At 55.9% G+C, this 25,582-nt stretch carries 11 protein-coding genes; all 11 read left to right on the top strand.

What is annotated here, in order from left to right:
- The first annotated feature begins 120 nt into the window (after positions 1-120).
- Positions 121-5,286 carry a choice-of-anchor U domain-containing protein gene (locus EDF71_RS03460; RefSeq protein WP_133855232.1) on the top strand — a complete coding sequence of 1,722 codons (5,166 nt, stop codon included), beginning with the start codon at positions 121-123 and terminating at the stop codon, positions 5,284-5,286.
- Between the two features lie 127 nt (positions 5,287-5,413).
- Positions 5,414-6,349: a rhodanese-like domain-containing protein gene (locus tag EDF71_RS03455; RefSeq protein ID WP_133855231.1), complete on the top strand. Its 936-nt coding sequence runs from the start codon at positions 5,414-5,416 to the stop codon at positions 6,347-6,349.
- Positions 6,350-6,383: 34 nt separating this feature from the next.
- A complete protein-coding gene (locus tag EDF71_RS03450) occupies positions 6,384-10,796 on the top strand; it encodes a hypothetical protein (protein WP_133855230.1) in 4,413 nt (1,470 codons plus the stop codon).
- 109 nt (positions 10,797-10,905) lie between these two features.
- Positions 10,906-15,120 carry an Ig-like domain-containing protein gene (locus EDF71_RS03445; protein ID WP_166656442.1) on the top strand — a complete coding sequence of 1,405 codons (4,215 nt, stop codon included), beginning with the start codon at positions 10,906-10,908 and terminating at the stop codon, positions 15,118-15,120.
- Between the two features lie 102 nt (positions 15,121-15,222).
- Complete coding sequence (locus EDF71_RS03440; protein WP_166656441.1) at positions 15,223-19,593, top strand: RHS repeat-associated core domain-containing protein; 4,371 nt, start codon at positions 15,223-15,225, stop codon at positions 19,591-19,593.
- A gap of 8 nt (positions 19,594-19,601) precedes the next feature.
- Positions 19,602-20,300: a DUF4240 domain-containing protein gene (locus EDF71_RS03435; RefSeq protein ID WP_166656440.1), complete on the top strand. Its 699-nt coding sequence runs from the start codon at positions 19,602-19,604 to the stop codon at positions 20,298-20,300.
- A 582-nt stretch (positions 20,301-20,882) separates the two neighbouring features.
- Positions 20,883-22,043 carry an RHS repeat-associated core domain-containing protein gene (locus tag EDF71_RS03430; RefSeq protein ID WP_133855226.1) on the top strand — a complete coding sequence of 387 codons (1,161 nt, stop codon included), beginning with the start codon at positions 20,883-20,885 and terminating at the stop codon, positions 22,041-22,043.
- 2 nt (positions 22,044-22,045) lie between these two features.
- The gene (locus tag EDF71_RS03425; protein WP_133855225.1) at positions 22,046-22,810 is read left to right on the top strand and encodes a hypothetical protein; all 765 of its coding nucleotides are present in this window, start codon (positions 22,046-22,048) and stop codon (positions 22,808-22,810) included.
- A gap of 457 nt (positions 22,811-23,267) precedes the next feature.
- Positions 23,268-23,513: a hypothetical protein gene (locus tag EDF71_RS24905; RefSeq protein ID WP_166656439.1), complete on the top strand. Its 246-nt coding sequence runs from the start codon at positions 23,268-23,270 to the stop codon at positions 23,511-23,513.
- A 65-nt stretch (positions 23,514-23,578) separates the two neighbouring features.
- Positions 23,579-23,872, top strand: a complete 294-nt coding sequence (locus tag EDF71_RS03420; protein ID WP_133855224.1) for a hypothetical protein — start codon at positions 23,579-23,581, stop codon at positions 23,870-23,872.
- An 848-nt stretch (positions 23,873-24,720) separates the two neighbouring features.
- A complete protein-coding gene (locus EDF71_RS03415; RefSeq protein WP_133855223.1) occupies positions 24,721-25,533 on the top strand; it encodes a MetQ/NlpA family ABC transporter substrate-binding protein in 813 nt (270 codons plus the stop codon).
- Positions 25,534-25,582: the final 49 nt, after the last annotated feature.

Raw genomic sequence — 25,582 nt, 5'->3', positions numbered from 1 at the left:
AATGCAATAGGGCTATCAATGGATTTCGGTCAATAAGGCCCATCCATTGACACATCTCAATTGAGTTGAGGCTAAGGGGAAGTCCGCGGACCCAAGCCAACATAAAGATGGACACAGGGTATGTATAAAAAAACGAGGGGGCGTCCGCTGTTTACCAGCTGGGCGACGGTGGCAGGTTTGTTCATGCTGGGGCTGCTGTATTCGATCAGCAGTGCCTTTGCGCAGGCGGCCGATGCCGTGTGTGCAGAAGTCAAAATTGTCATCGAGCAAAAGCTCTCGCTGGAGCGCCAGGCGTTCGATGCCAAGATGGTCATCACCAATGGCCTGGCAGACCAGAAGCTGGAGAACGTCTCCATCGAGCTGAAGTTTCTGGACGCCAACAACAACCTGGTCATCGCCACCTCGGACCCCAATGCCCAGGGTGCCACCTTCTTCTACCGCACCGACCAGGTAACGGGCATCACCAACCTGCAAAACGGGGTGATCGCGCCCAAGGCGGTGGCCAACATCAACTGGCTCATCATCCCCGCAGCTGGCAGCGGCGGCAGCAACCCGCAAGGCGCTGTGTACTACGTGGGCGCCAAAGTCAGCTATACGCTCGATGGCAAGGCCGATTCTGTTGAAGTAGCACCAGAATCCATCGTGGTACGCCCCCAGCCAGAGCTGGTGCTGGATTACTTTCTGCCGCGCGATGTGCATGCCGACGATCCCTTCACGCCAGAGACGGAAGCAGCTGAGCCCTTTACCCTGGGCGTCAGAATCAAAAACCAGGGCGCTGGTGCTTCCCATAAAACCAAGATTGACACCGCCCAGCCCCGCATCGTGGAGAACCGGCAAGGCTTGGCGATCAGCTTCCAGATTCTGGGTGGCTATGTAGGCGACCAACCCGCAGGCAAGAGCCTGCTTTTGGACTTTGGCGACATCGAATCGGGCATCTCCAAAATGGGCCGCTGGTCCATGGTCACCAGCCTGTCGGGCAAGTTTGTCGAGTTCAGTGCCAGCTTTACCCATGCGGATTCCTTAGGCGGAGCCGTCACCTCGCTGATCAAGGAGGTGCGCACGCATACCTTGATCCAGGACGTGCGCGTGGATCTGCCGGGGCGCGACAAGGTGCGCGACTTCCTTGCCAAGGACGGCGATGTTTACCGGGTCTACGAGTCCGATGGCGCCGACACCGAGGTGCAGAACCAGACGGTATCGGCGCAGATGACCGTGCAGGGCAACAACGCCAGCCTGCGCTTTAGCCCGGTGGCCCAGGGCTTTGCCTATGCCCGCGTGACTGATCCCTCGCGGGGCGCCAAGTTGCCGCTGCAAGTTACCCGCGCAGACGGCTATATCGTTCCTGCAGAAAACGTCTGGCTGTCCAAAGAGCGCAACGAAGACCTGAGCTGGAGCTACTTTCTCAATATCTTCGATGCCAACACCAGCGGCCAGTACAGCATTGGCTTTGTAGCCGGTTCTGCCGAGGCCAGCATTGCGGGCCTGGTCTACCAAGACCGCAATAGCAATGGCATGCGGGATGCGGGCGAGCCCGGCATTCCCGTGACCGAAGTCAAGCTGAGCGGCACGCAAGCCAGCACAGGCGCTACCGAGCTGCAAACGGCCTACACCGATGCGCAAGGCGCATTCAATTTCACGAACCTCAAGCCTGGCGTCTACAGCCTGACGGCCGGTGTGGCTGATGGCTTGGTAGACGGCTCGGCGCTGGCGGGTTCCGCTGGCGGACAAAGTGAAGCGGGCAAGTTCAGCAGCATCGAGCTGACGGCTGGCACTGCCGCATCCGGCTATCTGTTTGCCAAGCGCTCTGCCACGCCAGACAACCCCAACCCCGAACCCAAGGCGGACCTGGCTGTGGCTGCCGGTGCCACGCCCGCTACGGTAAAGCGCGGCGAAAAATCTAGCGTCACGATCACCGCAGAAAACCTGGGCCCCGCCAGTGCAGTGGCGACCACCGTCAATGTGGAATTGCCAGCGGGCCTCACGGTGCTGAGCCAATCGGCAGCGGTGGGCAGCTATGCCAACGGCGTCTGGACCTTGGGCGATATGGCGACGCGCTCCACGGCCATCCTGACTCTGGACGTGCAAACGGCCAAGGACGGCAGCGCCAAGGAATTCGCCGTGGCGGCGCGCATCGGCTCGTCCACCAAGGACGATATCAGCAGCAATAACAGCGCCTCGACCCTCATCCGAATCCAGGACAGCGAAGCGGTGACTGCCACGCAAACGGCAGACCAGGGTGTGCGCCTGCTGGCCTATATCGGCTGCGGCGCAGACCAGGCCTGTGCCGCGCAAAAGCGCCAGACCGCGCAAACCGTGCTGGCTGCATATGACGATGAGGCAGAGATCGTTGAGACAGCCGCCGCCTTCCAAAAGGCGCTGCGTGCTGGCGACTTCAGCATCCTGTGGCTGAGCGGATCGCTGGGCGATCTGAGTGCCAACCTGCAAGAAGAAGTGCGCGCTGCTGTGCTGCGTGGTGCCTCTCTGGTGGTGGACGGTGCGGCAGATACCCATCTGCGCGCCATTGCCGATATGTGGGGCGGCTATGCCGACCAGCCACTGGCCAGTGCTGCGCTGCAGCTGGGTGCCAACGCGCTGCCGCTGACCAGCCCCAGCTGGGCCTTGGCCACTGATGCGCCAGCGACCAGCGAGCTGCGCTATGCCACTGGAGAAACCGCCGCAGCACGCACCAGCTATGGCAAGGGCCAGGTGCTGGCCATGGGCTTTGACAGCTTGGCGGAGCAGCTGAGCGGCACGGAATGGACGGCATGGCTCCAGGCCCAGATGGCATTGAGCACGCCCAAGCTGGCGGATCCGATGCTGGCCCAATCCAGCGTGTATCTGAACACCATCATCAAGAATGGCGACGACAAAGCCCGCCAGCTGACCTTGAGCACCGCCTTGGCCAATGGCGCGCAGCTGCTGTCGTCCAAGCCCGCTGCTGCCGTCAATGGCGATCAGCTGCGCTGGCCCATGGATCTGGCCACTGGTGCAGAGCAGGGCGTTGAGCTGTGGTTGCAGCTGCCTGCAGACGCCAAGGCCTTCAGCTTGGAATCCCAGCTGCGCAATACCGCCGATGCGGTGGTGGTGGAGAGCTGGTCGCACAGCCTGCGCACCATTGCGCAGCCGCAAGCCGAGGCCAATGCACGCGCAGCGGTGCCCGCCATTGCAGGCCTGAGCGATGCAGACAAGGCTGCGTTGATGGCCTTGTTCGACCAGGCAACTGCCGCCGCAGAGCAGCAAAAGCTGGGCGATGCCATCACGGCGCTTGTGCAAGCACAGCAACAACTGCGGGCGCTGCCGCAGGGCGCTGGGCGCGATGCCGCATTGCAAGCGGTAGCGCAGTGGATTGGCCTGGTGTCTGCCACCTGGAAGGAAGACGGCTCCGCCACCAAGAACTGGACTTTGTCCATCAGCAGTGGTAACCAGCAGGTCGCCCAAGTAGGCACTGCCTTTGCGGCGCCGCTGCAGGTACGCCTGGCAGATGAGAACGGTGACCCGGTGGCCAACCAGACGCTGCGCTTTGCAGCGCCTGCCAGCGGTGCCAGTGCGGTGTTCAGCAACGGCAGCGCTGCGTTGCAGCTCAGGACCGATGCCCAAGGCCTGGCCTCTAGCGGCGCCATCACGGCCAATGCCGTGGTGGGTGCTTACCAAGTGCTTGCCAGTGTGGATGGCGTCAGCACCCCTGCCAGCTTTGACTTGCGCAATAGCGATGCCGCAACGCCGATCCTGACTTTGCTGCGGGTGGCTGGTGACGGCCAGACCGCACAAGTAGGCCAGGCCTTTGCCCAGCGCTTGCAAGCCAAGGTGGTCGATGCGCAAGGCGCAGCGGTGGCTGGCCAAGTGCTGGTGTTTACGCTGCCCAGCGCATCTGCAGGCACGGCGACCGCCAGCTTTGCCGGCGGTTCCCGCACAGCCAGCGTTGCCACTGATGCCCAGGGCTTGGCAATCTCGCCGTTGCTGACGGCCAATGCGGTGGAAGGTAGATACCAAGCAAATGCTGCAGCGGCGAGTGTCTCTGGCGAGGCGACGTTCTCGCTGACCAACACGGCGCAGCCGGTACACGTGCTGCAACTGCTGGGTGTCTCCGGCAGCGGCCAGTCTGCCCATGTAGGCACTGCTTTTGCGCAGGCGCTCCAGGTCAAGCTGGTGGATGACCAAGGCCTTGGCGTGGCAAACCACAGCATCCGCTTCGAGTTGCCATCCGGCGGTGCCAGTGCCAGGTTTGCTGGTGGCGCTTTGCAAGCAGAGGTGCAAACCGATGCGGATGGTTTTGCCAGCGCACCCCTGCTCACCGCCAACAGCACTGAGGGCAGCTATGAGGTGCTGGCCAGTGCAGCGGGCGTGGCAGACGCGCTGCTCTTTGCCTTGACCAACACGGCGGCTACCGCGCCGGTGCTGAACCTGCAGGTGCTGGCTGGTGGTGGCCAATCTGCGGTGGTAGATACCGCCTTTGCCGAGGTGATCCGCGTCAAGCTGGTCAACGGCCAGGGCGAGCCGGTGGCAGGGCGCGTGCTGAGCTTCAGCATGCCCGCCAGCGGCGCCGCTGCAGTCTTTGCGGGTGGTGGTTTGACGACTCAGGCGACGACCGATGCCCAGGGCTTGGCCGCATCGCTGATGTTCACTGCCAACCCAACCGTGGGTGACTACGAGGTGGTGGTGACCACGCCGGGTGCGCCCGATGTCCGCCTGGGCCTCAAGAACACCCCCGCACCTGCGGGCGACAAGCAAGTTACCATCCCCACCCCCACGGGTACGGGCACGCTCAAGGCCTGGGTGACGGGCGGTGGTGCTAGCTGCCACTTCAACCCGGACAAGACCGCCGTCAAGCGGGCGCAAGGTTGGCTGCCGCTGTTTGATGTGCTGCTGTTCCCACACGGTGTGTTCGAGTACGAGCTGATCGGCTGCGACGTGGGCAGCACGGTGACCATCACCACCGAGTGGCCCAACCTCTTTGGGGTGAGCAACTACATGAAGTACGGCCCCACGCCCACTTCGCGTGGCCGCAGCCTCTGGTACGTGCCCAAGAACCTCAAGCTGGAAGGCAACCGGGTGAGCTTCACGATCACCGATGGCCAACTGGGCGATGACGATTTGGTGGCCAATGGTGTGATCAAGGACCCGGGCGGCCCGGTGATCCAAAGTGGACCCTTGCCTGCCGATGAGCAAGTCGTGCCGGTGCCGGGCCTGGGTTGGCTGGCGGTGCTGATGCTGTCGCTGCTGACTGGTTTGATGGCCTTGGTCGGAGTGCGACGCAAGCGCCTGCTGGGAGCAAGCAATGGCCGTTAAGACCATGGCGTGTGGCCCCGGTTGGGGTACACACGCTGCGCTGGCCATCTTGGTCGGCGCGGCCTTGGCTGGCACTGCCGGCGATGCAACTGCTTGGTCGCGGCCAGTCACTGCGCCCCCTCCTTTGGTGGAGTCTGAATCGGCTTCTGCACCGTCCAAGGAGTTGGGCTGCTCAGCCGCGCAATATGCAGCGCAAACCACAGAGACGCCCGCGCTGGCATGGCCGGTGCAAGCTGCGCCCTTGGCGCTGGACCAGGCCTGCTGGATCAGCGCTGCCGAGGCTGCTGCAACCCACTCCAATGCCCAGTCACCCACCTTGGTGGATGTGCGCCCACGCAGCCTGCAACGCGCGGCACCCATTGCGCGCGCTTTGCAGCTGGAGTTGTCCGACATCGCCAGCAAGCGCTTTTTACAGCAGACGCCCGTGGTGCTGGTGGGTACCGGGCTCGATAACGCCGATGTGGACCAGGCCTGCCGTCAGCTGCGCCAACAAGGCTTTGCCCAGTTGCAGGCAGTGCGTGGCGGAGTCCGCGCATGGCAGGCCGCACAGGTGGGGGCCGCATCGAGCGGGCCCTTGCTGCAGCCCCTGGACGCGCAGACCTGGATAGCCGCTCTGGGCCAGGGCATGCAATGGACCGTGATAGCCGCCAGCGAAGCCATGCAACGTGCGCCCCAGGCCCAGTGGCCCGTGCCGCCCGAGCAGCTGGTAGCTGTGCAGGTGGAAGGCAAAGAGCGCGATGCCAAGCTGGTGGCCGCCATTGCGCGGGCCTACCAAGACAGGCTCAAGCGTGCAAGTCATGCGGGCTACGCCCAGGCGCTGGTGGTCATCACCGATGGGGTGGTCAGCGATGCCTTGCGTGTCCAGGTCGAAGCGGCCTTGGTGCCCACCGCCGATGCATCCAAACCGGGCCGTTCCGCCAGTGCGACCAGTACCGCAATGGCCACCTTGCCCGCCTATTGGCTGGGCGGCGGCTGGCAGGCCTATGCACAGCAAGTGGCCCAAACCGCAGCCATCCAACAGACCGCCAACCACCGGCTGCAAGCGCCGTGTGGACGCTTATGAGCGCAAACAAAAAATGAGAAATACCGGGGGAAGCATGTACCAACAACAATCACCATCTTCACTGCTCCAAGCTGCGGCCTGGGCACGCAAAGCCTGGCAGGGCTTGCAGATGCTGGGCCTTTGGCTGATGCTGCTCTGTGCAGCCCAGTCGGCTCTGGCACAAACGCCAGTGACGGGTGTGATCAACAGCAACACAACACTGCGTGCAGCGCAGTCGCCCTATCTTTTCCAGGGCGATGTGATTGTGGACAACAACGCCACCCTGAGTATTGAGCCCGGTGTGACCATCCAGATGGCAGCGGCGGCCAGCTTTACTTTGAAGCGGGGTGCGCTCCAGGCCGTGGGCACCTCCAGCTTGCCCATCAAGATCACCTCGGCATCTGCGACGCCCGCTGCCGGTGACTGGCGGCAATGGCGCTTTACCGCAGGCACCAACCAGGCGCTGACGCAGCTGGGCCATGTCGTTATCGAATACGGCAGCGGCGTGGCGATTGAATCGGCCTCGCCCGTTATCAACAACACCGCCATCAACCACCACAGCGGCCCCGCCATCAGCATGGACCTGGCTTCGTCACCCGTGGGGACCGGCAATACGGCCAACGGCAATTCGCTCAATGCGATCTCCGTGCCCTCGGGCACCATCCGCTCGCAGGTGGTGTGGGGCGTGGTGGGCATCCCTTATCTGGTGCAGCAAGGTCTGGTGCACATCGGCCAGGCACCTTTGGCGCTGGAGCCCGCCAGACTCAAGCTCAGCCCTGGCGTGGTGGCCATGCTGCGGGTGTCGCTCAATGCCCCCGCTCCCGCAGGCGGCATTCTGGTCGATGTCAGCAGCAGCGTTCCTTCGGTCGCGTCAGCCGTAACCCGCGTCACTGTGCCTGAGGGGCAAACCAGCGCCGATCTGGAGGTGCAGGCCAGCAGCCTGGGCACTACCAAGATCACTGCCAGCCATGCCACTTTGGGCAGGGCGGAAACCGACATCGAGGTGGTCAGCCTGCCTTCCTTGGGCTTGGCACCTGCCAGTCCCACAGTCGGGGTCAACCGCAACTATCCGATGACCTTGTCGCTGCCTGCACCCGCTGCAAGCAATGTCGCAGTGCGGTTGGACAACGCGGACACGGCCGTGCTGTCTGCCCCCAGCAGCCTAGTGGTGCCTGCCGGACAACAGAGCGTGAATTTTGAAGTGACTGGCTTGGTCGACGGTATCAGCCGTTTGACGGCGCAGGCCGACGGCTACGCCAGTGCATTGGCTACCGTCTCCGTGCGGGGCAAGGCGCTGGTACTGCCATCCAGCGTAGTGGTGGCGCCTGCGGGCAGCACCACGGTGACCTTGGAAGCTACCGAGCCAGCCCCTGCAGGCGGATTGACCGTTAGCTTGGCAGTAGCCCAAAGCAGTCTGGCCCAAGCCCCTGCCACCGTGCTCATCCCTGCGGGTCAAAGCCGGGCGAGCTTCAGCATCAATGGCAAGGCCCTGGGTGCTACCACCTTGACTGCAACCGCTGCCGGCTACCAGTCCGGCCAGACCAGCGTGAATGTGGACGCCATCAGCCTTAACACTGACCCTGCTGCAGACCTGGTGATGAATGAAGAGCTGAGCCGTACGGTTCGCGTGCAGCTGAGCAAGGCCGCTCCTCTGGGGGGTATTACGGTATCGGTCGTTAGCCAGAATCCGGCGATTGCTGCTGTGAGTCCGGCGGAGGTGTTTGTGCCTACGGGGCAGATTTATGCGACGGTGCCGGTCAATGTGAAGGCGCTGGCAGAAGGGAAGACCTCCATCGGTATTACTTCGCCTGGCTTGATTGGCAAAACTTTGAATGTGGATGTTCGGCAGAAATTTGCACTGAGACTTGTCAGATATAACGGCTCGAAACTAATAGTTGGCAAAGGTCTGTACAACTACTACGCTGAGCTTTATGTAGAGCGTCTGATTAATGGGGTGGTAAGTGGAGGTGCCGATGCGGTTACTGTTAATCTGCGCTGCGTGGCATCCGAGGTGTGCACGACTCCTACCACAGTCACTATTCCTGCCGGGCAGAGCTATGCCTATATCACGGTCACAGGTGTCGAAGAGGGATCTACACAGATCGAAGCTACTGCGGAAGGCGCTACCGCAGCCACTCCAATGCCCGTCGATGTGATTTTTCCAGTAGTGAGGTTCAATAATCTAGATAACAATCGCACAACCTCCAGCGTGCGTGATAATTTTTCTGTCACTTTAACCGTGCCTGGTGCTAATTGGATCGAAAATCAATATGCGGCAAAACTTTTGAACCTAACTGTATCTCTTAGTGATGAAGATCCGATAGGTGTTGTGGGTGGAATATACGACAGCGGCAGCAATGGCACCAAGATCACACAGCTATCCATAACAAGGGATAGCAGTACCTCAAATACTGGCTATGTGGCCCAGCCGTCATCTGCTGGTACTTACCGGATTGAAGCAGGAGTGCCAGGTGTTGTTGAAGGTAAATCGAATGTTCAAACCGTGGTGTCGGCTGCGCAAACATTGAGGCTAACACGACAAAATGGGACCAAGTTGATCGTTGGCAAAGGACTGTATAACTATTATGCGGAGCTTTACGTAGAAAGGTTAATAAATGGAGTAGTGGCCGGAGGCGCAGAACCGCTTACTGTTAATCTGCGCTGCGTGGCATCCGAGGTGTGCACGACTCCTACCACAGTCACTATTCCTGCCGGGCAGAGCTATTCCTACATCACAGTAACGGGTGTTGAAGTAGGGTCTACCCAGGTCGAAGCCACTGCTGATGGCACCACGGCAGCGACTTCAATGCCAGTCGAAGTGATTTCGCCAGTAGTGAGGTTCAATAGTCTAGATAACAATCGTACAACCTCTAGTGTGCGAGACAATTTTTCCATCACCTTGACTGTGCCCGGTGCAAATTGGATAGAAAACCAATATGCAGCAAAACCGTTGCCAATAAAGGTAACAATCAAAGATAAAGATCCGGTAGATATCGTTGCTGGAATATATGACAGCAATAGCAATGGCACCCTGATCACACAGCTATCTTTATCAAAGGATAGCAGCACTTCAAGCACTGGTTATATAGCCCAGCCTGCATCTGCTGGCAATTACCGTGTTGAAGCAGACGTGTCTGGCGTTGTGACAGGTAAATCTGATGTTCAAACCGTTGTATCAGCTACACAGGCGCTCAAGCTGACTCGATATGGAGGATCTAAGCTGATAGTTGGCAAGGGGCTGTACAACTACTACGCGGAATTTTACGTCGAACGTTTAATCAATGGGGTAGTGAGTAGCGCAGCAGAGCCGGTAACAGTGAACTTGCGCTGCGTAACACCTGGGGTGTGCACGACCCCTGCGACAGTCACCATTCCTGCGTGGCAAAGCTACGCTTACATCCCGGTCACAGGTGTTGAGGTTGGCTCGACTCAAGTCGAGGCCACTGCGGAAGGCGCCGTTGCGGCTACCCCAATGCCCGTGGACGTGATTTTGCCGGTGGTGAGATTCAATAGCTTAGATAACAATCGTACGACCTCCAGTATTCGTGATAATTTTTTTATTACACTGACGGTGCCTGGTGCATACTGGAGTGAGAATCAATATGCTGGAAAATCCTTGCCGGTAAACGTTGTGCTCAAAGAGCAGGTGCCGGCTGGCGTTGTTAATGGAATATACAACAGTAATAGTAATGGCGCGCTGATCACTCAACTGACCATCGCCAAGGATAGCAGCACTTCAAACGTTGGTTATGTTGCTCAACCAGTATCGGTTGGTACTTATCGGGTTGAAGCAGAAGTGCCTGGCGTTGTAACGGGTAAATCTGATGTTCAAACCGTGGTATCAGCTACGCAATCGTTGAAGCTGACTCGATATGGGGGATCTAAGCTGGTCGTTGGCAAAGGGCTGTATAACTACTACGCGGAGTTTTATGTAGAGAGGTTGATCAATGGTGTGGTGACCGGTGGAGCCGACGTAGTTACTGTAAATTTGCGTTGCGTAGCATCTGAGGTGTGCACGACATCCGCCACAGTCACTATTCCTGCGGGGCAGAGCTATGCCTACATCACAGTAACGGGCGTTGATGTGGGATCTACACAGATCGAAGCGACTGCCGCAGGTTTCGACGCTGGCTTCATTACCGCTGAAACTGTCACGCCGATTCTGAATCTTGTTAGCGTTCCAACTATATTGAGCTCTGGCCAGACAGCGTCGTACATCTATGTATCTACTCAGGTTACAGGAGCTTATTGGTCGGGAAATCAATACCCGGTCTCTAACCGTCTAATTACCTTCAGCAGTTCGGTCCCATCCGTCGGTTCGATTACTGGCACTGTGAACTGGGCCGCTAACTCGGGTAGCTCCGGCTATGCCACCTTCACCGCCATATCCCCCGGCACCACCCAAATCACAGCCAGCAGCCCCGGCTTTGTACCGGCCACCAGCGGTGTGATCACCGTCAACCCATAAGAAGGAGAAGACCATGCAACTCTCCCATATCACGCCGTTATTCACCCGCCGAGCGTGGGCCTCCATATGCCGCAGGACGGCCACGGTAAGCAAAAGGCACAGCCAAACCATGGCAGCGTTAGTACTGGCAGGCACCGCCTTGGCAGGCGGTGCCGTTGCGCTGGCGGCAGGCAATGCCAAGCTCAGTATTGCAGACGGCGTTGTCGTTAAATTTGGCGAAGGCGCTGGTATCAATGTGCGCGACCAGTTGCAGACTGGCTCCAACGTCCTTTTTACCAGTCAATTCGATGACAGCGCGATTGCGGCCACCAACCCGCAGCCGGGCATTGCAGAAGCAGGCGATTGGTTGGGTGTGCTGGTCGAGGCGGGTGTGCCTGCGGCTGGCCTCAAACTCGATGGCCTGCAGATTCGCTATGCCGGTGGTACAGCGGGCTTGCCCAGCTACATGAACGGGGGCGCTGGCCTGGTCGTGCATGGCGGTGCTTACAGCTTCAACCGCTTGCAGCTCAGCCACAATGCCGTCGGCATTCGGGTGATAGGCAATGGTAGTCCCAGCATCAGCGCATCGCGTATCACCCACAACGATGTGGGCCTGTTGGCTGAGCAAGGTGCAACGCCTTCTATCGCTGAATCCGATATTTCGGCCAATACCCAGTTTGGCGTGCGCAACACCCAGCCCGCTGCCGTGGTGCAAGCGCGCGGCAACTGGTGGGGGCATGCCAGCGGCCCCAAAGATGCGGTAGGCAACCCTGCAGGCCAGGGCAATGCCGTCAGCACCGGGGTGGACTATGGCAGTTACCTGAGCGCAGAGCCGGTGCTGAACTGCACGATGACGCCCACCCAGGGCTATGTCACCCGGGTTCGCAATGTTGAGCTGGTTCTGGAGTGCCCGCAGGCAGCGCAGTACCGCATCCAGGAATCCGACCAGTTTGGCGACGCACTGCCTTGGCAGGCAATGGCAAGCCATCCGAACAAGGTGGTCTACACCTTGTCCAGCGGCGGTGGCGACAAGATGCTGTATGTGCAGTTCCGCACGGCGCAGAACAAGACCAACCAGTTCTCGCTCAGCCAGCCCATTGCCTATGCGCCTGAAGGCCCGGTGGTGCAATTCAGCCAACCTGCAGCAAACGCGGTGGTGGAGCAAGACACCACCATTGCGGTAACGGCCAGCGATGCTGAGGGCCTGCGGGATGTGGAGATCTTGGTGAACGACAAGCGCCTGGCGCTGCTCAGCGCCGCGCCCTACCAAGTGCAATGGTCCCTGGTGGGAGTGCCCAACGGCAATTACACCCTCAAAGCCAAGGCCACCAATACTTCTGGCTTGAGCAACACCGCCACCCGCTCCGTGCAAGTACAAAAGCAAGGCGGCAATGGCCCGGCCATTACCGCCAGCTTTGCTGGCCAAGCTCTGGAAGGCGGCGTCACGATTACCCAGCCTGGCACGTTGGCGGTTAGCGCAGAAAGTGCCGTGGGTGTCACCAGCCTTAAGGCTGCCGTCAACGGCGTGCAGATTTTTGAGCGCAGCTATGGCAAGACCAGCCCAGTCACCCACAGCCAGTTGGTGGACTTTGCCCAGTTGCCCAATGGCAACCACAGCTTCAGCATCACCGCGACTGATGCCGATGGCATTGCGGCAGTGCTGGATATTCCGTTCAGCCTCAATCTGAGTGCCCCTGCAGCACCAGTGATCACCCAGCCAGCGGCGGGTACGACCGTGGCCGTTCCACAGTTGAATGTGGCGGGCACAGCAATGCCGGGCTCGCAGCTGCAGCTGTTCTTGAACGGGCAGGCATCGGGTTCACCTGTAGCAGTGGGCGCCAATGGCAGCTTTGCGGCCAGCATCAGCTTGCCGGGCGAAGGCGCACACCAGATTGAGGCGACCGCCAGTAATGCGCGCGGCACCAGCCCCAAGAGTGCAGCGGTCACGGTGACCTATGCCAGCGCGCCACCCAGCATCAGCTTTGTGGCGCCTGCGCCCAATGCGGTGTTGTCCAGCGCGGCCACGATCACCGCCGTGGCTTCTGCGCAGGCAGGCATTGCCAAGGTAGATATCTACGCCAACGATGTCTTGCTGGCATCGCCCACCCAAGCGCCATACAGCGCCCAATGGGCTGCCAACGCGGCAGCCGATGGCAGCTATACCTTGAAGGCTGTGGCCACCTCAGCCGCAGGCAAGACCGCGCAGGCCACCCGTGTGGTGACCGTACAAAACGCCCCCGTCGTGCCAGAGGTTCCCAAGACGCCTTACACCGGCACGGTGGCCAACATCAGTCCTGCACTGTCTTATGGGGCGCAAAGCATTGTCATCACCGGCGCTGCCGTCACCCGCGATACCGCGCAGCCAATCCCCAATGCTGCGCTGCGCATAGTGCTGGATATCGCAGGCTTCAAGCGCCGCATCAATATCGCAACCGATGCGAGCGGCAATTACCGCTATGAGTTTGTACCTGCTGCCAATGACAACGGCACCTATGTCGTCTCGGTGGTTCACCCCGATGAAACCGCAACCGCTGAGCAAGGGCGCTTCACCATCAACCGCCTGAGCTTCAACCTCTCCAGCTACAACCTGACGGCCGCGCGCGATTTTGCGAGCAACATCACCATCCAAGCGCGAGCCAGTGCTGGCACGGGCGTGGAGGGCGTGCGCTGGGCCGTTGTGCCGGCCAACCAACCGAGCGGCAGCCTGCCTCCTGGCATCAGCGTGGATGCAGGCCCGCCCGTCAATATCGCAGCCGGTGCCTCCGTGCCCATGGTCATCAAGTTCACCGGCAGCGCGACAGCAGGTGAGTCGGGCACAGTCGTCCTCACCGCCTTTGCAGCCGATTCAGGCGATACGCCGCGCGGCACATTCAGCATCAACTACAAGCTGGTGCAAGCCCGCCCAGATCTGTTTGCCAAGCCCACGTTCATCGAGACTGGCGTGCAACAAGAAAGCTCCGTCACCGAGAGCGTAGTCATCGGCAACCGGGGCCTGGTGGCTGCGCAGAATGTGCAGGTCAAGCTGGTAGACAACAGCGGCAACCCGCCGCCTGCCTGGGTGTTCCTGGCCAGCGGCAACCAGATCGGTGCCATTGATGTGGGCGGCGAGGTGCCCATCCAGGTAACGGCCAGCCCAGGCAAGAATGTGGCTGACGGCATCTACAACTACCGGCTGATCGTCACCGCAGGCAACAGCGGGGATGGCGTCATTCCGGTATCGGTGGCCGTGACCCAAAGCGGGCAGGGCGGGGTGAGCTTCCAGATCACAGACCTGTTTACTGGAACCCTGGGCGCAGACAACCAGCCCATCAAGGGTGTGGCCGGCGCGCGCATCCGCCTGCAAAACGATGCCGTGCTCACCTATCTGCGCACGCTCACCACTGATGCGGAAGGCAAGGCTGTCGTGACGGACCTGCCACCAGGCACCTACACCTACCGTGCCAGCGGCCCGCGCCACTCTGACAAGACCGGCCGCATCTTTGTGCGCCCGGGCATCACCACCACAGAGCGGGTGCACCTGCAGTACCAGACCATCAGCATTGATTTCAGCGTCACGGAAACCACCATCCCTGATGTCTACGACATCAACCTGGAGGCGACCTTCCAGACCCAGGTGCCCGCACCCGTGGTGCTGCTGGAGCCGCTGTCCATCAACCTGCCCGAGCTGCAAATTGGCGAGGAGCACACCGGCGAGCTGACCTTGACCAACTACGGCCTGATCCAGGCCGAGGACGTCGTCTTCAAACCGCCCCAGTCTGACGAGTACTACCGCTACGAGTTCTTGGCCGACATCCCCAAGGTGCTGGCAGCCAAGCAGCGTGTGGTCATCCCCTACCGGGTGACTGCCGTCAAGCTGCACCCCAAGGGCATTGGCTTTACCAGTGCCAAGGCGGGCGACTTCACCGCTGTGCAACGCGCGTTGGCCAACACCTTCAGCAGCAAGGCATCGAGCTGCTCGTCCTACAGCGTGTGGGCTACGGCCGAATGCTCGTTTGAATGCGTCAACGGCGAGCGAGAGAACCGGGTGGTGTTCTCCCAGTACAGCCGCTTGGTCGGCACCGGCACTTCGTGCACCGGCGGAGGTGGCGCTGGAGGCGGCGGAGGCTGGGGCGGCGGCGGAGGAGGCGGCTGGGGCGGTGGTTCTGGCGGAGGAAGCGGCACCCAACTGCCCCTGGCGCCACAGTGCACGCCCCATTGCCGGGGTGAGTGCTGCGCAGGTGCCGGTTCAGGCCCTGGCGGTGGTGGCGGGGGCGGAGGAGGTGGCGGTGGTTCTGGCCCCGGCGGTCCTGGAGGCTCCGGACCCGGCGGCGGTGGTCGTGGTCCCGGAAACCTGGGAAGCAGCTAAAGCCTGGATGCCGATCCGATTCAAAAAGACATTGGAAATAACGCGCAGGTGCTGGGGCACACAGCCCCAGCGCCTGGACTAAAGGATATGAGGGAAAAACAGATGACGATTTCTACAAAAATCGCAGCACGAGCAGTAGCGACAGCGGCTGCAGTAGCTGCGGGCGAACAGGCACTCAACGGCTCGACTACCAAAAAAATTCTGCGCACCAGCCTGCTGGTCTCCGCTTTAGGCTTAGCCAGCGTGGCCTCCGCCCAAGGCATCTCCGGCATAGGCGCCTTCGTGCCCAACACCGAGCTGGGCTTCACCCCGGTCGCCAAAGCTGGCGAGCCCCGCATCAACTGGATCAATGGCGAGTACCAAGAGAGCAACACCGACCTGAGTGTCAAAGTGCTGGGCGGCAGCTTGGACATTGCCCGCTCCTGGAGCCAGGGCCGCTGGTGGCTCAACCCCGCCTGGGCGCCGCTCAGCTTTGAGCTCGATCCGCTGGGCAGCGACGCCAAAGTGATAGAGCGGGTGGGAGTGCTCTACGAGCGCAGCGGCCAAAGCGATCTGTACATGGCCAAGAGCAAAGGCAATGCACCCGTTTACATCAAACGGCTCAAAGATGCGGCCGGCCAGCACACCGGCTGGCAGTGGTACGACCGCTTTGGCAACACCATCAACTACAGCCAAGACGGGGTCATCCAAAGCTATGCCAACGCCAGCGGCGTCAAAGTCAGCTTCGCCTATGACAGCGCCACCAGCGCCCGCATCCTGGACCACTTTGACAAGACCATCTACACCGTCACCATGGCAGGCGGCCTGATCACCAAGATAGAAGACCTGGCCGGGCGCAGTGTCAGCTACCAATGGGCGGGCCAGCGCCTGGCCCAGGTTACCGACGTCATGGGCCACGCCTGGAAGTACGAGTACGACGCCAACGGCCAGATCACCAGCCGCACCGACCCGCTGGGCCTCAAGATCAGCGCCCAGTACATCCAAAGCATCCCCGCGCCTGAGCCCATGCTGAGCCTGGGCAAAAAGGGCGTCACCATCGACCCCACAGGCACCAGCGGCACTACGCAAAAACTCGCCAACCTCTGGGGCGGCGGGCGCGTGGGCCAGTTCGACGGGCAAAGCGGCTGCGCATCAACGGGCGCCAACAACTACCTGCGCGAGCGCCGGGTGTTCGAAGTCACCTACACCGACTGCCGGGGCAACGCCACCGTCACCCAGTACGACCTGCAAGGCAATGAACTCAGCCGCACCTTCAACGGCAAAAAGGCAGCCTCCAACCAGTGGGATGGCGCTTACCACCAGAAGTACACCAATGCCCGGGGCTACAACACCACCACAACCTACGACAGCAACTACCAGCCGCTGCAAATCACCCATCCCGATGGCAGCGTGGAGAAGTACACCTATGAGCCCGTGTTTGGACGGCAGAACAGCTACACCAACCAGCTGGGGGTTGTGAGTACCTGGCGGTATGACAGCAAGGGGAATGTGACGGAATGGGTGGAGGCCAAAGGCTTGCCCGAGCAGCGCACCACCCTCTACACCTACGACCAACATAGCCAGCTCACCAGCAGCACCAAGGGCGCGGGGGATGCCACCAAGGCGGATGCCATCACCCAAAGCTGGCAGTACGACAGTGCAGGCAATGTTACCGCCCAAACGGATGGCGAGGGGCATACCAGAAAGACGGCGTATGACTTGCGGGGGGCCCCAACCAGCAAGACCGATGCACTGAGCCGCACGACCAGCCTGGAGGTGGATGCCGCTGGCAATGTGACCAAGGCCACCAACCCGCTAGGCCACGCCACCCAAATCCGCTATGACGCCAGAGGCAGGCGTACGCATGTCATCAGCCCTATGGGTAACACCCGGGTTACCCGCTATGACCCGCGAGGCCGGGTGATTGAAATCCTGGCGCCCGGTGAGACCGAAGGCGCGGGCCGCAGGACCGTCTATGACAGCAATGGCTGGCCGATTCAGTCCATCAGCCAAAGCGGCTTGGTCACGGAAACCACCTATGACGAGAGAGGCCGCATCCAAGCCACCAAGGATCCTGCGGGCAACACCACCAGCTATGAATATGGGGCAGATGACACCGAGCAGGCAGGGCTGCTGATAGCCACCCAGTACCCCACCTACAAAGAGACCTACAAGTACGACCAGAGGGGACGGGAAACGGCGACCACCCAGCATCTGGGTGGCGGGGAGAGCCGCACAGAAAGCCTTACCTATGATGTTCTGGGTCAGGCTGTAGCAACTACTGATACAGCGGGAAGAACCAGCTTAGAGCAGTACGATGCCTTGGGCAGAAATATTGAGAGTTCCGATCCTGCGGAAAAAAAGACCAAACAAGGTTGGAACGCACATGATTGGCTCATTAGTCTGACAGATGCTAACGGAAACACACATAAATTTGAATATAACAACACAGGTAAGCAGACTAAAGAAGTCCGGCCGATGGGAGGCAAGATTCAATATGGCTACAACTCAACGGGCCAACTTATCCAGCGAACTGACCCAGGAGGGAATACTCGATCATATAGTTATGATGTTGCGGGCAGGATTACTGAGGAAAATCACAAATTGGCAGGGGTTACGCTCGACCAACAAATTGTCTATGAATTCAATAAGGATGGGCAACTCATCAGCTACGAGCAAAAAGACGGCTCTGGAAAATTGATAAGCGGCGCCAAATATACCAAAGATGGTTTGGGAAGGACTACGCAAAATGCAGTCAATTATGGGAAAGTGGACGGGAGTGGCACCCTCAATTTCAACATGGGACAAACTTTCAATTCTGATGGGCAGTTGGCAAGTCAGAATTACCCCGAAGGCAGTGTGCAAACCTATGAATATTCTAAAGAACGGTTGGTTAAGATAACTTTGCCAAACAGTAGTGAAATTGTTTATAACAATTACATCTGGAATACGCCTGGCGAGATTCGCGCTCCAGGAGTTGAAAAAAAGATAAAATTAGATTCGTTGCAAAGAATAACTGCCATCCAAGTTAATAGTAATAATGGTAGAGTGCTCTCTAGCTTGAAGTATAAGTATGACCGAGCTGGGAATATAATATCTAGAGAAAGTGATTTGGGTAACATCTTCTATAGCTACGATAGTGTAGATAGACTCATCCAAGCTATGCCGGATGAAAATCTGCAAAGTCTGGGGTTGCCGACTGAAATATACGAATACGATGCCGTAGGTAATCGGACGAGTAGCGCCCATCAAGCTGGTGTGTGGAGTTACAACGCAGACAACCAATTGGTGCGCTATCCGGATAAAAAACCGTTTAGCCAAGCTGCCGCGTTTGATACTCAAGTCGATTACACTGCGCAAGGGCATATTGCGAGGGAAAGCAATAGCCAAGGGCAGAGAAAATACGGCTTCAATGCTGCAGAAAGATTAGTTAACTTTGAGGGTGAAGATGGAATGCAAGCTCACTATCTTTACGACCCTTTTGGGCGACGCATTGCCAAAACAATCAAGGATGGAGCAGGTGGCGCAGGTGCTACAATTTATTATATATACAGTGAATATGCTCTGATGGGAGAGCTGGATAAAGATGGGAATTTTCAAAGAGCCTATGGGTTTAATCCTGTCTCAGGCCAACAGGGACTTTGGAGTACTGATCCGCTGTGGCAAGCTGATCCGAAGAAAGGGAGCTTAAGTGATAGTGAAACGGAATACTATTATCTGCACACTGATCACTTAGGGACGCCTCAGGTCGCAACTGGAAAATTTGGGGAGATAACGTGGAGATATATCAATGAGACGTTTGGTTCGGCTCAAATTCTTGATGATTTAGTAAATGTTAAATTAAGATTTCCTGGTCAAGTATTTGATGGGGAAAATAATGGCCATTATAATTTTAATCGGCATTATATGCCAAATATAGGAAGATACTTGGAGAGTGATCCTATTGGTCTAAATGCAGGTGTGAATATTTATGCCTATGTACTCAATAACCCGATGTCTAATATTGATCCATATGGACTTCAGGTGGGAATCGGATCTGGAGGGGGGTTTGGAGGGCTAGGTGGTGCCGGCATTTCTCAGGGTGGGCGCTCTGCTGGTGGGGGTAGTTCTTCTGGAAGTGGTCGTAGTGGATCGCTAGATGACGCGGATAGAGGTCGTCCTGATCGATCCAGAGGAAATGAATGTGCTTTGTATTATATTCTTGATTGTAAGGGGACTGTAATTTATGTTGGAATTACTCAACAGGATCCGAGGTCTAGGGAGCGACAACATATAAATCGAGACAAAATAAATACGTATGAATGCGCACTATGCCCATTGAATTTTGTTGTTGTGAGGAAATATGCAACCCGTCAACAGTGTGACGATGCTGAAACTGATGAAATTGAAGCAAGAAGGCCATTTGCAAATATTAGTAAAAATCCAGACGATGAAATGACCAGGTACCGAAAGTACATAGAGTGGCAGAATAAAGTTTGTGTGCCATGTCAGTAGGATTTGATATGAGTAATGATATTTTTTGGAATTGGTTGGCTTTTTGCAAAAGTAAAAATAAAAATCCATCAATTTTGGATTTTGAGTTATGGCTAAATTTGCTGGATCTATATCATGGTGGGGAGATTGTCGATGAATTTTTAAAGAAGATAAATGCTCTCGATGTGCCTTTGATTTGGTGTGCTGGTAGTATTATTAATGGGAGATTTTTGGGTGATGATTTATTCTTGTATTTTAGAGGGTGGATTGTCTGGGAAGGGTTTGAATTTTATAAATTGATGATCGAAAACCCAGACGAAATTGTCAATCTTGAAGTGGATTTAAGTTATATTTTTAATGAGGAAATCGTGGGGGCAATGCTTCAATTTCCTCACCAGAAAAATTCTCAAGTCCAGTGGACTCATCATTGGTCGTGGCGCGACTGGGGTGAGTTTGAAATGCAGAGCTCGCTTCCGAATTTATGGGCTCGCTTTGGAGCTTCTTTCAAAAGTGAGAGGGTTTCTTATGACGTTGAAGCGAGTGAGATTGATATTCCTGATTTGGGATTGGTTGGTGTCGGTGCTAGAGTTAAAAATAAATTTGGAAAAGGAGTCGGGACCGTTCAATCAATTTTGAATGCGGAAAATTATGCCGTTCTTATAAAATACGACTCGGGTTTGGAAGAAAGAGATACCTTAATTCCATTTCTTTTCGAAATTGTTCCTTGACATCCTTTTAAAACAGGGTGGATTCAAGATCGAATCACAACACCAGTTTCCACCTGCAAGCCCCACATGATCAATTGGCTTAAGGACAAGGCTTCACCGCCCGAGATGCATTTCGGCCGCTATAAGCGTGGGAGGCGCTTCCAGTGCGATGAATGGGCAAAAGGGGGCTTGATAGCTGAATGCTCCGCTCAGTCAGCTACCGCTCAAATCTCCTTCCCATCGCTACCTCACCAACGGATCTGAAGCAAGCCCTTGCCCTCTCCAACATAGACCCCAGTAGAGATTCGGCACTGAGGACCGCGAGACCGCGTTAGAACCGCAGCAAGGCGCTTCATAGAATACCGCCAAAACAAGAACCGGCTTGATCTCATATGCCTGATCTATCCCTGAGATACGACATCCCAGCCAGTGCTCTTCGTGTAGCGTGCGGGTCACAGCAGAATGCTCGTTTGAATGCGTCAACGGCGAGCGAGAGAACCGGGTGGTGTTCTGCCCAGCGAACACTACGGCTATGACGCCGTTGGCAACCGCACCAGCAGCGCGCACCAGCCGGGCGCCTGGAGCTAGAACGCCGAAAACCAAATGGTCCGCTACCCTAGCAAAACGCCGTTTAGCCCAAGCCCTGCGGTAGACACCCAGGTGAGCTACACCCCGCAGGGACATACCCAGCAAGAGGCGAGTGGGCAGGACAGCAAGACCTACCGCTACAACGCCGCCGAGCGACTGATCACCTACGAGAGCAGTGACGGCACGCTAGCCCATTACCGCTATGACCCGTTCGGCCGCAGAATCAGCAAGAGCGTGACCAAAGACGCAGCCACGCAAGTGACCTACTTCATCTACAGCGAGCAGGCGCTGATGGGGGAATTGGATAAGGATGGCAAGCTGCAACGGGCTTATGGATTCAATCCAGTTGCGGGGCAGCAGGGGTTGTGGAGTACGGATCCGGTTTGGCAAGCAGATTCGATTAAGGAGCGTTTAGCAAATTTGCCAACTGAATATACTTACTTGCATGTAGATCATCTATTCACCCCCATTCTAGGTACTGACAAACTTGGGGAGATTTTCTGGAGTGGCGTGCAAGAAAGTTTTGGTTTGGCTAGGGCTTTGGTCAAGGTAGTTAATGTAAACCTGCGTTTTCCAGGTCAATATTTGGATGAAGAGAGTCAATATGCAGATAATTTACATAGAGAGTATTCTGCGCAAACAGGGAGATATATAAGATCTGATCCTATAGGTCTTGCTGGCGGAGTAAATATATATGGATATTCCCATCAGAACCCTTTGTCGTTCGGAGATGTTTCTGGAAAGGCGGGGGTAATTATATGTGTGTATCCTGTTCCAGGTTGCTCGCAAGATGGTCGACCTGTCCCACCACCTCCCATTGCTCTTCCTACTCTTCCTCAGCTAACTTTCCCCGACGAAAAATGCTACAGATATGAATACAGGGACTGTAATGACGATATTGTATATATTGGCATCACCAATGACCTTGAGCGCAGAGCCAAAGAGCATGAATATGATGGAGTGGTTGCTAAATATGCGTGCAAACAATGCAGGATAACAAAAACTTACTGGGAGGAGGTTCCTAATAGAGCTACTTGCAATTTCAGAGAGAAGCTATCTATTTTGTGGAATCGACCGATATTTAATAGTAAATTAAATCCTGAGCACCCTCTATTTACTATACCTAAACGGATAGCTTGGAAGAAACAAAATTGCCCATGCGAAGGAGTGGAGTGACCGTGCTTGATAATAAATCCTCTTGCGAAAATCTCATGATATGGGATATTTTTAACGGAGCTGACTCTCAAAAATTTGATGATTACATGAGTGTCGCGAAAGAAATTCTTGCCTTCTCGAGCAAACGTGAAGACGAGTGTGTGATAAACATTTTCAATGACTTCGATGTTCTCTTGAATTTAATGAGTACTAAAGAATTGGCGGATTTTGGGAGGAGCGAATATTTCTGCAAAGATTATTTTGATTTTTTGAATTTCAGAACTGCCATTATTCTGAAAGGGCGGGATTTCTTTTTTAAGATACTGAGTGGGGACTATTCTGGTCTGGAGGAGTGTCGTTTCATGGTTGCCCCAATGCGCAAGATTTTCTATGAAGTGATTGGTGGTCTGGATATTTGGTGTTTGAATAGCGGAAAGGATGGCTTACGGTTTTTAGATGATTACTCTGATGAGAAATTTATAAGATTTTTCAAGCCCTTTGCTATTGATGTTTTAGCGTTGCAAAATAAAGATAATTCAAGCATAAATTGTGACGAATCTATGGTGCATGAGGGCTCAACTTTGTCGGATATATTTCTCCCAAGCCTAGGTCATATAAAAGCTGGTGATTTTTTAGAGCATAAAAAATTAGGTGTTTTTTGGATTTATAGAATATATAAAAACGTCCCTGGTCAAATTCACTTGGATGCAATGTGCAAAGAGCAACATCGCTCACTATTACTAATAGAAGGTAGTGGATTAATTGGCAGGTTAGCCTGTCCTTGCTAGGGAAAAACTGCAAAGCTCGCAACCAACCTCGCTGCATGGGATGATCTGCACATGAAACAAATAAGCCTGACCACTGGATTTGAAAAGATCTGCAAGCTCGCGTACAGGCGAAAGTTCTTGGGTGAGGTGTATTGAACTTTCTTTCAGGCATTAGTTCGTGACACTAATCACAATTCACCCCAAGCCACTGGCTGGCCTATTTTTGCAGTCGAGTTTATGCAGTGTATTCATTTAATGCTGCAGGAGATTAACCCCTCAGACTCCAGCGGATGCGCTATACGAAACGCTGGTATTTTATGAAGCTCGATCCGGGCATCAGCGTACAGCGATTGGAGAACCATTTATGAATCGAAAAAGAAGATTTCTGTTTCGCATTCAAATTTCATTTCTTAGTTTATAGATTGATTAATGAAAATGATTCAAATTAAAAAAGTCCACACTGTTAATAATTTTCTTATTGACAATCTCGCTTGCTTCTTTTAAAGCACTTGCTGTAAATTCTGATCTGGCTTCGAGTGAAAGTAATTCAATTGATTTTGAAAAAGCTGTTTCTAATAACGACTATCTGAAGGCATGGAAAATTGGCAATGAAATCCTTAAACAAGGTCCAATAAATAAGAGCTATTTGAAGTTGATGGATGGTTACTGGTCGGGATCCCTGCCAGGATTTCGCGATGCAGAGACCAAGAGGCTTTATTGTTAATGATTGCCAGCTACGTGGTGCAAGGTGTGAGTAATCAGTAAATTAATCGTGACATTGCATCGTATTTGAATTTCTCTGAAAAAGCGGTTAAGTCTAAATATCCCCAAAATGTGTCTCGTGCGATATTGATTCTTGCTTTTTCTGGCAAAAATGGGTATGTGCCAATATTTGAGGAAAATTTATACAACGCTGATAGAGTAATCTCAGATAGTGCAACTATTGCATTGGCGATGAACTGCAGCATAACCGCAGGTGAATGGGCTCGTTATACTAATAAAATTAAGAATGAAAAAAGAAAAGCCTATGCTGATGAAGTCTGGTTGCAACTACAAAGCACGCGTCGAAATTGTGATCGTTGAGGTGCTTTTATACACAAATGCGGCGGCTTATTGTAGAGGCGATGCTGTTTTCGTGGTTTGACTTGTCTAGAGTAGATGAGTAGGTTTGCAGAGCGCTGAATGCACGATAATCCTGAATTAACATTTTTCAAAAGACTCCAGGTGGTCAGTGTGCTGCATGCATGTTTTCTATTAATTGTCTTTTTTATTCGAGGCATTTTTAGGGTTTGAGTTAATAGCTTGGTGGATTGAATCCGCCTGGGCGAGATTCGCGATAACTATTGTTCTTTGGTTTGTTGGCCCTAAAATTATTGCAGTTCTGAATATAAAGGTGTAATTCGGGGCTCTCATACATACCAGCGATGCTGCCTACAAAGTCTTCGACAGGCCTACCTATAAAGCTTTCACCATTCAGGATGCAGTTCGGCTGCTACCAGCTTGTAAAGCGCTCCTGGGGCGATGAATAGGTCCGATGGGGCTTGATACCCAAACGCCGCGCTTACTCAACTACAGCTCAAGCATGCGTCTCATCGCCCTCTCACCAAAGCGGATGAAGCACCCCCTTCCCCTCTCCAACATTCACCCCAGCAGAGATCCAGCGCCGATCACAGCGAGCCCGCGCTAGAACCACCGCAAGGCACTCCAAAGAGCACCGCCCGAACAAGACCATCCTCGACTTCATCGGCCACCCCACGCATGTTTTCTGACGGAAGGCATCCCAGCCTGAGCGCCTAAGCCCCCAGCACAGACTTCTCATATCCATATTTGAAATTCTTCGTGGTGCAAAGCCAGCCCGAAAGCTCCAATGGAGGCTTCGTTGCTGCTGCCGCCATGTGATGGCGCAGTCTTTACCTCCAGAAAGACGTCCCATGTTTCAGAGTTTCAAGCGTGTGCTGATCTCCGCTGCCATTGCTGTGGCCGTGCTGCCGGCTGTGGCGGCAGACAAGCTCAAGATCGCTGTTGTGCCCGGTGCCTATGCCGATTCCATCAATGCGGCCGCGCAGGATGCCAAGGCCCAGGGGATCGATGTGGAGGTGATCGAGTTCACCGACTGGACCACGCCGAATGTCGCGGTCAACAACGGCGATATCGATATCAACTACTTCCAGCACCAGCCGTTTCTGGACAACGCGGTGAAGAAGAATGGCTATGCACTGGCCAGCGCAGGCACCGGCATTCTGGCCAATGTGGGCCTCTATTCGCTCAAGCACAAGAACGTGGCCGATGTGCCCAGCAACGGCAAGGTGGGCATTGCCAGTGACCCGGTCAACCAAGGCCGGGGCCTGTTGCTGCTGCAGAAGGTGGGCCTGATCACGCTCAAGCGGGGCGTGGGCTATCTGGGCTCCATCAATGACATTGCGACCAACCCCAAGTCGCTGCGCTTTGTCGAGGTCGAAGGGCCGCAGCTGGTGCGCATCACCGGCGATGTGGATATCGCCCAGGGCTACCCGCACTTCATCGTCGCGGCCAAGGCCTTTGATCCATCGAGCGGCCTGGCGTACTCGGGCATCGAGGACGAGCAGTTCGCGATCCAGTTCGTGGTCAAGAAGGACCGGGTCAACGACCCGGTGGTGCAGAAGTTCATCCGCATCTACCAAAACTCCCCGACCGTGCGCACGGTCAGCAAGAAGTCTTTCAGCAATGACGACCGGCTCTACACGCTGGCCTGGCTGAAGAAGTAAGCGCGGCGGGCTACCGACCTTTCATCCAACAAGAAAAGCAAGCGAGAAA

The organism is Comamonas sp. JUb58 (assembly GCF_004364775.1).
Taxonomy (GTDB): Bacteria; Pseudomonadota; Gammaproteobacteria; order Burkholderiales; family Burkholderiaceae_C; genus Comamonas.
Note: the sequence above shows the minus strand (reverse complement) of the source record. Positions and strands in the feature narration are given on the sequence as shown.